This window comes from Corynebacterium macclintockiae, from assembly GCF_027570165.1.
Lineage (GTDB): Bacteria > Actinomycetota > Actinomycetes > Mycobacteriales > Mycobacteriaceae > Corynebacterium > Corynebacterium macclintockiae.
Genome location: NZ_JAKMUV010000009.1, coordinates 71,178 through 83,795, shown reverse-complemented (window position 1 = coordinate 83,795; position 12,618 = coordinate 71,178). Strand labels below are relative to the sequence as shown.

The following is a 12,618-nucleotide window of genomic DNA, read 5'->3' as shown; positions in this document are numbered from 1 at the left end:
GCTGTCCGGTGAATTCGATGTGAAGGTTCGAGTAAGAGTAGTTTAAGTCAGCTATCTATACGTTGAGCAGCACCTGAGAGGCTAGTATACTTATCCACATTGGGTGCGAGCTTGAAGGCTTAACTTTCATCTCGCTAAGAAGGAATGGGTATCCGTTTTTTAGGCAAGGCTCAACAGCTGAGGTCGAAGAACGGATCTAAGGCTGGAAAAGGGTAATGGCTCGCGTATTAACCGGTGAAAACCTTAAGTTGGCCGAAGATCGCCACGGGGCGGCGCTTAGACGGGCATGCATCTCTCTTCTAACCGTTGCTGCCCTGCTGGGTGCACTCGTGACCATCGCGGGAGCCATTGGAGGAATAAATGTTCCTCCGGCGCAGGCGCAGACTCCAACGGGAAACTGTAAAGAAGAGAAACTGCTGGATACGCAGCTCTACACACCTCTTTCGGATGCGAGGAATGACGAAGATCTAAAGCAAGTTGCAGCTACCGACAAGAGCAACGCCAAGAGGTTCCGCATTAACATCAAGAGTGGTACGCGGGGGGTGGATCTGCCGCTGACCCGGGTAGAAATTAGCACTACAAGGTCCTTTAATGTGGATCTAGGCGGGTTTTTTGTCACTAAGAAAGAGACCAGCAACGGGGTTGAATACAACTCGTCTACCACGACGCCACCACCCGGAGGCGGTCGGATCGGCACGAACGGTAAGGCTGTGCAAACCACCGGTATTACGGTGCAAAGTCGTAATAGCGCAGGGAAGGTAAATTCCGTCTCTTTTGACCTTGAAGGTACGGGGACGGGATTCAATACTTGGCCAGGAAATACCCTACAGGTGTTGACGAATGCGCCGTCGACACAAGGTAACGATTACTCGGTCAAGGTTTATGGCATGGTCTCGGTGCCGTGTAAGTGTGAGGAGGCGACAACCCGTAAAGGTCCCCGAAAGCTCACCCAAGACGAACTCGATAAGGGCACGGCTGTTTACGTGTCGGCCACGCCGAATGGTGGTCAGGCGGGAAACACGAGCACACAGCTCAACCTGCAGATCGAGGGTAGCAGTACTTTTACCCCCATCGGCAAGCCCTCCAACTGGGTGTACAACGCGCTGTCCTACAACACGAAGGATCACTGGATCTACGCCATAAGCCAGGCGAACCACAATTCGAGCCTCCAGGAATGCCACCCCGCGGGCCATCTTCTGCAGATCGATCCGGTCACGGGTGAGGTGTACGACCTCGGGCTGGTCAAGAATGCTCAGGGGGCGACCCTTTTCCACAAGGCGACCAGCGGAAGGCCAAACGACCTGGATCTAATCAACACCGGCACCTTTGACCTACGTGGATCGAACGAAGTGATGTGGGTGGGCAACACCGCAACATCCGGTACCCGACAGCTGTATAAGATTCCCCTGCCAGCGGTAGGTGCGAAGGATCCACGTGGCGAGATTGCCCGCGATCGATACAACGTACCTTTCCAAGCTGGAGCAGAGGATCATGTTGTTCTCCCCAGTGCCCCACAGTACCTCTGGGGTCTGGTGAGTCCCGCCCGCATGCAGCAAGACGGGGCGAACCCAAGGACAGCCGTCATGTTTGAGCGCATCAACATGGATACGGGCGAACGGAAAACGTGGACTATCCCCGCGGATCAGCTTCAAGACCCGTCTGGTAATACAGCGATCCCGGAGAAGGTCTGGGGTAAGGCCTGGTTGTACGGCAACGGCAACCTCGGCTTTGGTACTGGAGGAAGTACTGCCGATCAGGTGGGCATGCAGATTAGGGTTTTCGACCCAACCGGAGAGCATCCGAGCTTTCAGCTGGTCTCTCGGCTGTCGAAACTTCCTGCTTCCTACAACACCGATGCAACGAGTAACCCCGGGGTGCAGATCCCCTCGGATCTTAAGGCAAAGAAAACTACTTTGGAGCCAGGAGACCCCCGACTGAAACAGGTCTATGATGCCGGCTTGCCCAGGGACAAGAAGTATTGGGCGCTGGAGGTTGAGAACATCGGAAAAGGTGCTTCGTCAGGTTTCACCTTGTACGACATTCTGCCGGCAACCTACGAAGGCCTTGTGGAATACGACCAGGTTATCTACGAAGGGTACGACGGTGGGAATGTCCACACTCAAGCTGCCACGACTAACCCCCAAACCGGTGAGATGACAAAAGCCTACTTCTTCGGCCCCATGCCTGACAGAGGTAAGGCGACCGTCATTATTGGCGCGACGTTGAAGTCCGGTGCGGAATGTCGTCCGAACACGGCGCATGTGATTAACCATGACAAAGACGAAGATCCGACGAACGCTATTGCCTACGATTCCTGTCCCGGTGCATTGAGCAAGACTGCCATCGACACCAACGGTGACGGAAAGGTTGGCTTCGACGACATCGACTCCGATACGGATGGCCAAGGCAACGTTACGTACACTGCCGCCTATGACGTGACGGTTAAGAGCTTTGATGACCTTAACGAATACGTTTACCCGGTGCCCACCGATACCCCGAAACTGCCCAAGGGGGCGAAGCTCACCGGTGCGGAGGTGTACTTCACTGATGAATACACGTCCAAGGACGAGCAACTAGGAAGCACGCCTTCGTGCGTGGTAGAGCCCGACGTGCTGCAAACGGGAAGCTTCCGGCTAGGCAACTGTGACCGAGTACGTTCCGAGGACTCCCCAGAAATGTGGGAAAAGCGCACCATCGACGCAGTTGGACGGCCGGCTACCAAGAATGGCGACGGCACTCATCGGTACCGAGTCAAACTGAAGTTCACCCTTGATAAGGCAGAATACGATAAAGCTCGAACTGAATCGGCCGGAGGCGGAGAAGGCGGCGTCACACCCGGTGACGGTGACGACGCACCAGCGTGCAGTGCAGAGCGCGGCGGCTTCGCCAATAGCGTGAAGATGGGCGACCTCGAAGACGAGGGTTGCTATCCCGGACCCGATAAGACCCGCTTCTACCTATGGAAGGTCGATTCGGACTCCGCAGGAAACGTCACGACTATCCCCGCGCGCGACGGCGATAAATACGGGGCGCAGTTCGCGATCTACGACCAAGACCCCACGGGGCCGACGGCGAACAAAATTGCCGACCTCAAGGTCACAGAGGATGGAAAATACCTCTGGACTGAGCTGGACTACGGAACCTACTTCTTGTTGGAGACGAAGTCGCCGGACGGCTATCAACTCTTGCCTACCCCGGTGAAAATCAGCATCAAACGAGATGCCAATGGCAAGACGATCGTGGAGTCGGACCAGCAGAACGCACTGTTTGCCGCGTCTAAGCCAAGTGACCTGCCACAGGACTATCCAGACGGTGCATGGCTGCAGGTGGCCAATGTGCACCAGGGCGTGATGCCAAAGACCGGTGGCGACGGTGTGATGCTGCCCATTCTCGCGGGGCTTCTCATCGCAGCCACAGGAGCCATGGGCATACGCCGACGACTGAACTAACCCTGACGTGCACAACTTCTAAAGAGGAGAACAATGTTTCAACCCAGTACCCCAGGCCGGTGCCGAGATGGACCCGGGTGGGCACGATGACCTGAAGCCAAGAAGCCACATTGCTCACACAAGGATCCGTTACGACGGCGCGCAGTGTTCACCGCAAGTAGCTCGCCACGAGTATTGCCAACCATGTGCCCTCGACCACTCGGATCAACTTCCACTACTCATTCACTTGTAAGAAAGAAGGACTTTCATGTCTAACGCAACTGTCGGCAAGCGCGTAGGCGCGCTGTCCGCTGCATTCGCTATCGCACTGGCTGCCGGCACCGTCGGCGCCGAAGTAGTCTACGAGGCCCCGACCGCACAGGCGCAGGCCGCCAGCACCATCGACAACAACCAGCAACTTTCCCTTACCCTGCACAAGCGCATCGGCGCTGAGGGCGAGCAGGGCAACGGAACCGAGATTACGAACCCTTCTGGTGAACCAGCCAAGGACGTCAAGTACAAGATTGAGCTGGTTCAGCCACTGAACAACAGCGGCGACTGGGAAAAGGCACGCAAGATTACCAATCCTTCCGAAGCTAAGGCCTGGACAGGCGACGGTGCGTACTCCAAGGAAGGCACCACCGGCGAAGATGGCACCCTGAAGTTCGAAAACTTGTCAAAGGGTCTCTACAAGGTCACCGAAACCCAAGTCCCGGCTGATTCGGGTCTGGTGCCCGGTGCTCCGTTCCTGGTATATGTGCCGATGACCAACTCGGACAACAAGAGCTGGATCTATGACGTTCACGCGTACCCGAAGAACTCCAAGGTGACAATCACCAAGGAAGTTGAGGACCAGAACGCACAGGCAGGCCAGGACTACAAGTACACGATCACCACGGGCGTTCCGGCTGTTGCTAAGAATTCCACGCTGAAGAAGTACATCGTCAAGGATGTACTTGATCCGAATCTGGACGCTGTAAAAGCCACTGTCGAGGTGAAGTACGGAGAGTCCGCTGACAAGGCTCAAGCATTGGTGGCAGACACCGACTACCAGTTGGTAAAGGACGGCCAGGAGATCAAGGTCGAATTCACCGAAGCTGGCCGCGATAAGCTGAAGTCCACCGACCTCGTGTTCACCACCATCAAGACCAAGACCAACGGCTTCATCGAGCACGTTCCCAACGACGCAACGCTGATCACCAATAACGGCTCTTCCGAACACGACACTGAGAAGAAGTCGGATAAGGTTCACACCTACTGGGGCAAGGTCACCATCAACAAGACCGACGGCAACGATGAGAACAAGAAGCTGCAGGGTGCAGAGTTCCAGTTGGTGCAGTGTGTCGATGACGGCAACGGGGTCTGGAAGAAGAAGGAAGGCACCGATCCGCTGAACGTCCAGGGCCAGGACAAGTGGACCACCAACGACCAGGGCACTGTCACCATCGAGGGCGTCCACGTTACCGACTTCGCCAACAACCAGGCCGACGAAGAGACCAACTACTGCTTGCACGAGACCAAGGCACCTGAAGGCTACGTGGCCAACGATGCGCTTGAGCACTTCGAGCTGAAGAAGGGCGAGGTGGACAAAAACGGTGCGCCGACCGCCGACATCAAGTACACCGCCAACATCAAGAACTACACCGACGAAAACCACCTGCCGAACACCGGTGGCGCAGGCTTCTGGGCCATTGTTCTGGCTGGTTTGGCGATTATCGGTGGCGGTTTCTACGCAGCTCGCCGAAGCACCCAGCAGTAGGGGCTAGGCAGCTCGAACGGGAAAGCAACGGACATGACAAGCACAATTGGTAAGCATCGAAAGAGCGCACCGCGATCGCTCTTTCGTCGCACCTTCCTCCCCATCCTTTTAGTGGTGGTGGGGTTGCTTGTCATGCTTTATCCCGTTTACGCCACGCAGTGGAACAACCACCAGCAACAAAAGATCGCGGAAAAATACGAACAAGACTTGAAGGAAACGGATCCTCAAGTCCTTAGCCGAGCGGTAGAGGAAGCCCGCAGGTATAACACGACGCACAAGGACGGACCGATCCTGGATCCGTGGCTGGCTCGCGTCAGCGAGGATAACCCCGCATACGAAGAGTATCTTTCCCAGCTCTCTGGGCAGAGCGCCATGAGCCAGGTGGTTATCCCGTCCATCGAATCGCGCCTACCCGTTTACCACGGGACCTCCGACGAGGTTCTGCAAAAAGGTCTTGGGCACCTCTATGGATCCTCCTTACCTGTAGGTGGGAAGGGAACTCACGCGGTTATTACCGGCCATACAGGCCTGTCCAACGCCACGCTGTGGGATAACCTCGTGGATGTGCGGAAGGGCGATGCGGTTTACGTATCCACCTTCGGCGAGAAGATGAAGTACGAGGTGTACGACACAGAGGTTGTCTTGCCGGAAGAGGTTGACAGCCTCAAGACCCGGCCGGAAGAGGACCTACTGACCCTCATCACTTGCACCCCCTACGGCGTGAATACCCACCGGCTCCTGGTGCATGCACACCGCGTTCCAATGGATGAGGACGAAGGCAACGTGTTCGATGATCGCGGCAAGCTGATGCAGTGGTGGATGTGGCTACTGCTCGCCGCCGCAGTGTTGATCATCGCACTGATTACTTGGTGGTTCCTTCGCGAGCGGAAGAAGCAGAAAGCCAAACAATCCGAACAGGTAGTAGTAGGCGAAGAAGAAATGGAAGAGGAATAAGCCGTGAACCTCATGAACACCGCGTCACAGGTACGGTGGGCGCCGGTGCACCGTGCCGGGCTGCGCCGCTCCGTGTTCGGTTTGGGCGCAGTCGTGGCTCTGGTCGGCACTCCGCTCGTTGCCCCCACCCCTGTTGTGCCGCAGGCTAACGCGAAGCAGCACACCATCACAGGCCAGGTCGAAGGCCTGGATGTGAAGTTTATTGATGCTACCCGTCTCGGTACTCTCACGGTGGTGAAAAGCGAACCAAATTGGTGGGACGACCGAGGGGGCAAGAAACCCTTTGGGCCTATCGACAACATTCGCTTCACAGCGCAGCGTGTCCAGGGGATTGACCTCACTACCGAGAAGGGGATGAATCAGGCGAAGCGGCTCTCGGTAGCCGATGCTCGTCGGCAGGGGTTCGATAGAACCTTTGAGGCGTACACAGATAGTTCCGGTAAGGCAGTGTTCACCGGCCTCCCGGTCGGCTTGTACTTGGTCACGGAATACGAGGGCGCGGATCCTACTAAGGAATACCGCCAGTCCAGTCCTTTCCTCATCACGATCCCTATCGGAGAAACCGGCAGCTGGAACTACAACGTGACGGTGAATACGAAGCCGAAGCCGGAGGACAATCCAGGAACGCCGCCGGATAAGCCAGGAACGCCGCCGGATAAGCCCGGAACGCCTCCGGATAAGCCCGGAACGCCGCCCGATAAGCCCGGAACGCCGCCCGATAAGCCAAGCACTCCAGGTACCCCGCCGCCGGAGCACCCGGATACTCCAGCACCGCCAAATAGCCCAGGCGGTGGTCATGAAGGCGGCGAGTCTTCAAGCATCATCGATCGACTGGCGCAAACCGGAGCGCATCTGTGGTGGGTGGCGCTTATCGGAGCCATGCTCGTTGTTGTGGGTGCATTTACCTTGCTTCGCCGCCGACGTGATCTGGCTGAATCACAGGAGAAATAAAGTAACTGTGGGAACATTCCCACCGTGCAGATTCTTCTATAAGTATGGAAGAAAAACCTCATCCCGCCCCGCGGCATAGTCCCAACGTGCGGCGGTTTTTCATGCTCTTGGCCATGTTCGCCCTAATGCCCAGAATCCCCAGCCAAAGCGTCTGCCGTCTGACAGGATCGGTGGCATGACGTACCCTCACTACGGCCCTCCTGCCCCGATGCCCGCCTACGGGTATGCCCCGCCGCCGCAAACCGGCCAAGACTCTCGCTTCATGCCGCTGCTCATCGGCTGGCTCGCCGCCTTCCTTATGCCGATCGTGTACTGCGTCTTGCGCTTCGTGTTCTATGGCAAGGACTGGGTGGGAATACTCCTCGTCGCCGGGGCGATCGGCCCGCTCTTCTTCGGCATCCAGTGCCTCCTCAACTTCGTGGCACTCGCAATCCCGAAGTGGTGCAAGGATTCCCTCGCTATCTTCTGGGGTGGCATGCTCGTATGGTGGGGCGGCGGTGCGGCTTTCGCGGTGGTTCCGGGCTGGGATTTCCGCGAAGAAATCAAGGAATACGGAGAAAAGGCTTGGCCTACTGGGGGACCTGACGGCCGGGATACAATCACCTCGGAAGAGGGGCAGCGCTACATCGAAATCCTCGATACCTGGCTGGATACCGAAACGACCTTGGAGCATACTCTCAACATCCCCGCCCTGGCCGCATTGGCGGGAATCGCCATCGTCATCATTGGAGTGGTCGTGGCCGCCATGAACCCTGTTCGTCCAACCGTCACCCATGCGCCGTACTGGCCCGGGAGGCCCTACTAGTTTCTTGTACTGGTTGCTCTATTAGCCATGACGCCACCTCGAACCCATCCGCCCCGCGTGGAATAATAGGCCGCATGGCAGCAACTAAATTGGATGGAAAACTCTACCGCGACGAAATCTTCGCCGATCTGGAAAAGCGCGTTGCCGCGCTGAAGGAAAAAGGCGTGACCCCCGGCCTGGCCACCGTGCTGGTGGGAGACGACCCGGCCAGCCACTCCTATGTGCGGATGAAGCACAAGGATTGCGAGCAGATCGGCGTGAACTCCATCCGCAGGGACCTTCCGGCGGACGTTACCCAGGAAGAGCTCAACGCAGTCATTGACGAGCTGAACGCGGACGATGCCTGCACCGGCTACATTGTGCAGCTGCCGCTACCGAAGCACCTGGATGAAAACGCGGTTCTGGAGCGGATCGATCCGGACAAGGACGCAGACGGCTTGCACCCCGTGAACCTGGGCAAGCTGGTGCTGAACGAGCCCGCCCCGCTGCCCTGCACCCCTAACGGTGCGATCCACCTGCTCCGCCGCTTCGGGGTGGAACTAAACGGTGCGAAGGTCGTAGTCGTCGGCCGCGGAGTGACCGTCGGCCGCCCGATCGGCCTGATGCTCACCCGTCGCAGCGAGAACTCCACCGTCACCCTCTGCCACACCGGCACCAAGGACCTGGTCGCAGAGACGAAGGCCGCCGACGTGATCGTCGCCGCCGCCGGCGTGCCGCACATGATCACCGCCGACATGGTGAAGCCGGGCGCGGCGATCCTGGACGTGGGAGTTTCCCGCGGCGAGGACGGCAAGCTGAAGGGCGACGTACACCCCGACGTGTGGGACGTCGCCGGCGCTGTTTCTCCGAATCCTGGGGGAGTGGGCCCGCTGACCCGCGCCTTCCTGGTGCGCAACGTCGTCGAGCGCGCGGAGAACCTGCTGCGTGACTAACGGCAAACCAGGGGGTGAGCCCTCGCGAGCTCGCCCCGCCCGCATTGGCGATGCCCGCCAGCGGTTGCTCGATAACCCCCACGACCGGCACAACGCTCCGTCGCGGCTGTCCCGCCCCATCCAGTGGGCACTACTGGGATTATTCGGGCTGATGCTGCTGGCTGTGGTGGCGTTGTTGCTGGTGGACAGGTGGCGTCGAGCTAGCGTGATGCTGGGCGGCGCGATGGTCTACCTGGCCGTGCTACGTCTACTCCTGGATTCCCGGGTGCTGGGCGTGCTGGCGGTGCGATCGCGCAAGTTCGACACGGCCTTCACTGCCGCCATCGGCTTGGGCATACTGTGGATCGCCGTGAGCGTCGATCCGCTGACAACCTAAGTCAGCGCACGACCGGCACCAACCCAGCGCCCTACTGCTCCTCACCTTCGGCGATGATCTCCGCCTTCGCCAGGAACTTCACCAACACCTGTCCCATCTGGCGCGACTCGATCAGGAACCCGTCGTGGCCGGTCGGCGAGGTAATCTTCGACATCCCGATGAAGTCGCCCAGGTTGCGCGACAGGTGCTCCTGCTGGTGCAGCGGATACAGAATGTCGGTATCCACACCCACCACCATCGTCGGTACCTGGCACGACCCTAAGGCGGCGTTCATACCACCGCGCCCCCGGCCCACGTCGTGCCTGTTTAACGCGTCCGTCAGCACCACATAACTGCCCGCGTCGAACCGCGCGACCAGCTTCTCGGCCTGGCGGTCCAGGTAGCTTTCCACCGCGAAGCGCTGTTGCGGATCCCGGTACGCACCATAGGGGTTCTCGCCGCGCTGCGGATCCACTCCAAAGCGCTCATCGACCTCCAGCTCGCCGCGGTACGTCAGATGCGCGATGCGGCGGGCTTGGCCCAGCCCGTGCGAAGGAACTTCGCCCTTGTCGTAGTAGTCGCCGCCATGCCACGCCGGGTCTGCTTCAATAAAACGGATCTGGCTGGACTGCAGCCCAATCTGCCACGCGGACGCACGCGCGCTCACCGCGATCGGCAGCGCCGCCGAGATCATCTCCGGGTACATGAGCGTCCACTCCAGCACCCGCGCCCCGCCCATCGACGCGCCGATCAAGGCATGGATCTTTGTGACGCCCACACGCTCCAACAACTGCCGTTCCGCCGTAACCATGTCACGAATCGACAGGCCAGGGAATCGAGAGCCCCACGCCTTGCCGTCGGGGTGCGGCGAACTGGGGCCGGTGGACCCCTGGCAGCCACCCAGCACATTGGCGCATAGCACCAGGTAACGGGTGGTATCGATCGGCTTGTTGGGACCCACCATATCCGCCCACCAGTCGGCGGCGTTTCCATCGCCGGTGAGGGCATGTTCGATCAACACGACCGGCCGTTCCTCCGGGGACAGTCCTGGTTCGGGCCCCGCGGAGAACTCCGCGTAGTCCGCGTCGCCCTGCGGAGAGTTGTAGAACGCGAAGAGGCGGAGTTCGGCGTCGAGAATAGTCACACCCGCCTCCGTGACCACGTCGCCGATAGGGACCGTGCGCGACGCACCAGAAGCGGGGAGGAACTCGGGGTTCATACGTGACTGCCTAGATCGCTCGAATCGCCTAGATAGCCTCGAAGCCGCGCTTGAGATCGTCGATGATGTCGGCGATGTCCTCAATGCCCACGGACAGACGGACCGTTGCGTGGGAAACGCCTGCGCGCGCGAGGCCCGCCGCATCGGACTGAGAGTGCGTGGTGGTGGCCGGGTGAACCACCAGGGAGCGCACATCGCCGACATTCGCCAGGTCAGAGTGCAGCTGTAGAGCATCAATGAAGGCCCAGGCCTTCGCCTTTGCATTCTCCGAGTTCGGGTCGTCGACCTTCAGGTCGAAGCTTAAGACGGAGCCGGTGTAGTCCAGGCCCAGCTCCTGCTTGACCTTGAACCACGGGGAAGTCGGCAGGCCCGCGTAGTTCACGGTGGCTACTTGCGGCTGCTCGGCCAGGAACTCCGCCACGGCCTTCGCGTTCTCGTTGTGCTTGGCGATGCGCAGGGTCAGGGTATCCAGGCCCTGGGCCACAACCCATGCGTTGAATGGGGAGAGGGTGGCGCCCGTGTCGCGGATAATGCCTGCGCGGAGCTTCATGCCGAATGCAGCCGGAGCCAGGTCCACGTACTTCAGGCCGTGGTAGGCCGGGTCCGGGTTGACGAAGCCGGGGAAGACCGGCTGGCCGTCGCGCTCGACGGACCAGTCGAAGGAGCCGCCGTCGACGATGATGCCGCCCAGGCCCGAGCCGTTGCCCGTGTAGAACTTCGTCAGGGATGCAACCACGACGTCCGCGCCCAACTCCAGCGGGCGGACAAGGGCTGCGGTGGCGAGGGTATTGTCCACGATCAGCGGCACCTGGTTTTCGTGGGCTACGTTGACAACGACCGGAATGTTCAGTACGTCTGCCTGCGGGTTTGCGAAAGTCTCTGCGAAAAAGGCCTTGGTGTTCGGGCGGACGGCGGCCTGCCAGGACTCCGGGTTGTCAGGGTTTTCCACGAAGGTCGTTTCGATGCCCAGCTTCGGCAGGGTGTGCTGCAGCAGGGTCTCGGTGCCGCCGTACAGGCGCGGGGAGGCGACGATGTGGTCGCCGGCGTTTGCCAGGTTGAGGATCGCGGCGGTCTCGGCGGCCATGCCGGAAGCGAAAGCGACTGCGTGAACGCCGCCTTCCAGGGAGTTCAGGCGATTCTCCAGCGCCTCGACTGTGGGGTTGGTTAGGCGGGAGTAGATGGGGCCCAGGTCTTCCAGGTGGAAGCGCTGCTTGGCGTGCTCTGCGTCGTTGAAAACGTAGCTGGAGGTGAAGTGGATCGGCAGGTTGCGCGCGCCGGTATCGCCGACGGGCTGGCCCGCGTGAATCTGGCGGGTGGCGAAGCCCCACTTCTCGGCGTTGTCGTTGTTGTACTTCGGCATGGGTGTGTTCCTCTGGGGTGTTACTTGGCTTTGTTGTTTGGCTCTGTTGTTTGGCTTTGTTGTTTAACGACGATAGACCCACGCGCGCTAAAAGTAAACCGCTCTGTCTACTTGTTTCTTAGTGACGCCGCAAAGTACCAGCTAAACGCATATATGCGCCCCGTAAATTACCTATACCGCTTGGTCTAGAACTGCGCTTTTTCTGCCTGCTATGTTGCTGCTGAGCTCCGAGGTTCTGCTGGGGTGTGGTGCCCTTATGGGGAGCGCCTCTTCTTGGGTGAAATGTCGGAAAAGTTGCAGAACGTTACTGGTGACAATATTCATTAGTGTAAATGTGCTGGTCACAGGGCTGCGCGACCGAGCCTCGTTTTTGGCCACGAGACGTTTGGCAACTTTTCCGACATTTAAGGCGCTATGGGAGGCTGGTGGCGCCCCTGTCGCTCAAGGTTCTGCAAGTTTTCCGACACTTAAAGGCTTGTTTGCTGGTGAAATGTCGCTAGAACGGGAATGTGTTATCGATATCGGTTTGCAAATATGTAAAGCTGCTGGTCAAAGAGTTGGCGCTGGGATTGCAAATTCTGAAGGCGCGACAGATTCCCGTTCTAACGACATGTGCGGTGGGAGAGGCAGAAATTGCGAGGTGGGCGTGGGGCCGGTGGGGCTAGTGAGGCGGGGCGGGCGTGGGGCTAGTGGGGCTAGTGGGGCGGGCGTGGGGTCAGTGGGGCTAGTGAGGCGGGCGTGGGACTAGTGGGGAGGATGTGGTGCTAGCGAGGCGGGCATGGGACTGGTGAGGAGGATGAGGTGGTGGTGAGGGCGCACGTAGGCACAAGAAAACCCCAGCGCCAGCAGTACAAT

At 59.3% G+C, this 12,618-nt stretch carries 9 protein-coding genes; 7 read left to right on the top strand and 2 right to left on the bottom strand.

The features are described from left to right. Positions 1 to 830 precede the first annotated feature (830 nt). The 7 genes from L8U58_RS08020 to L8U58_RS07990 all read left to right on the top strand — a co-directional run bounded on the left by L8U58_RS08020 (position 831) and on the right by L8U58_RS07990 (position 9,205). Positions 831 to 3,449: a DUF6923 family protein gene (locus L8U58_RS08020; protein ID WP_269955089.1), complete on the top strand. Its 2,619-nt coding sequence runs from the start codon at positions 831 to 833 to the stop codon at positions 3,447 to 3,449. 247 nt (positions 3,450 to 3,696) lie between these two features. Further along, on the top strand, positions 3,697 to 5,187 hold the full coding sequence (locus L8U58_RS08015) for a SpaH/EbpB family LPXTG-anchored major pilin (protein ID WP_269955088.1): 1,491 nt from the start codon (positions 3,697 to 3,699) through the stop codon (positions 5,185 to 5,187). Positions 5,188 to 5,220: 33 nt separating this feature from the next. Continuing rightward, the gene (locus L8U58_RS08010; RefSeq protein WP_034977838.1) at positions 5,221 to 6,141 is read left to right on the top strand and encodes a class C sortase; all 921 of its coding nucleotides are present in this window, start codon (positions 5,221 to 5,223) and stop codon (positions 6,139 to 6,141) included. A gap of 12 nt (positions 6,142 to 6,153) precedes the next feature. Further along, positions 6,154 to 7,092 (top strand): pilin N-terminal domain-containing protein, encoded by a 939-nt coding sequence (locus tag L8U58_RS08005; protein ID WP_269955090.1) that lies wholly within the window; start codon positions 6,154 to 6,156, stop codon positions 7,090 to 7,092. Between the two features lie 175 nt (positions 7,093 to 7,267). Next, a complete protein-coding gene (locus L8U58_RS08000) occupies positions 7,268 to 7,897 on the top strand; it encodes a hypothetical protein (protein ID WP_269955087.1) in 630 nt (209 codons plus the stop codon). 74 nt (positions 7,898 to 7,971) lie between these two features. Next, complete coding sequence (locus tag L8U58_RS07995; protein ID WP_034972408.1) at positions 7,972 to 8,829, top strand: bifunctional methylenetetrahydrofolate dehydrogenase/methenyltetrahydrofolate cyclohydrolase; 858 nt, start codon at positions 7,972 to 7,974, stop codon at positions 8,827 to 8,829. Next, positions 8,822 to 9,205, top strand: coding sequence for a DUF3017 domain-containing protein (locus tag L8U58_RS07990; RefSeq protein ID WP_080721234.1), 384 nt, complete (start codon positions 8,822 to 8,824; stop codon positions 9,203 to 9,205). The genes L8U58_RS07995 and L8U58_RS07990 overlap by 8 nt, the downstream gene beginning before the upstream one ends. A gap of 31 nt (positions 9,206 to 9,236) precedes the next feature. Here L8U58_RS07990 and metX read toward each other — a convergent pair whose 3' ends face one another. Further along, positions 9,237 to 10,403 carry a homoserine O-acetyltransferase MetX gene (metX, locus tag L8U58_RS07985; protein ID WP_269955086.1) on the bottom strand — a complete coding sequence of 389 codons (1,167 nt, stop codon included), beginning with the start codon at positions 10,401 to 10,403 and terminating at the stop codon, positions 9,237 to 9,239. 28 nt (positions 10,404 to 10,431) lie between these two features. After that, the gene (locus tag L8U58_RS07980) at positions 10,432 to 11,763 is read right to left on the bottom strand and encodes an O-acetylhomoserine/O-acetylserine sulfhydrylase (protein WP_269955085.1); all 1,332 of its coding nucleotides are present in this window, start codon (positions 11,761 to 11,763) and stop codon (positions 10,432 to 10,434) included. Positions 11,764 to 12,618 lie beyond the last annotated feature (855 nt).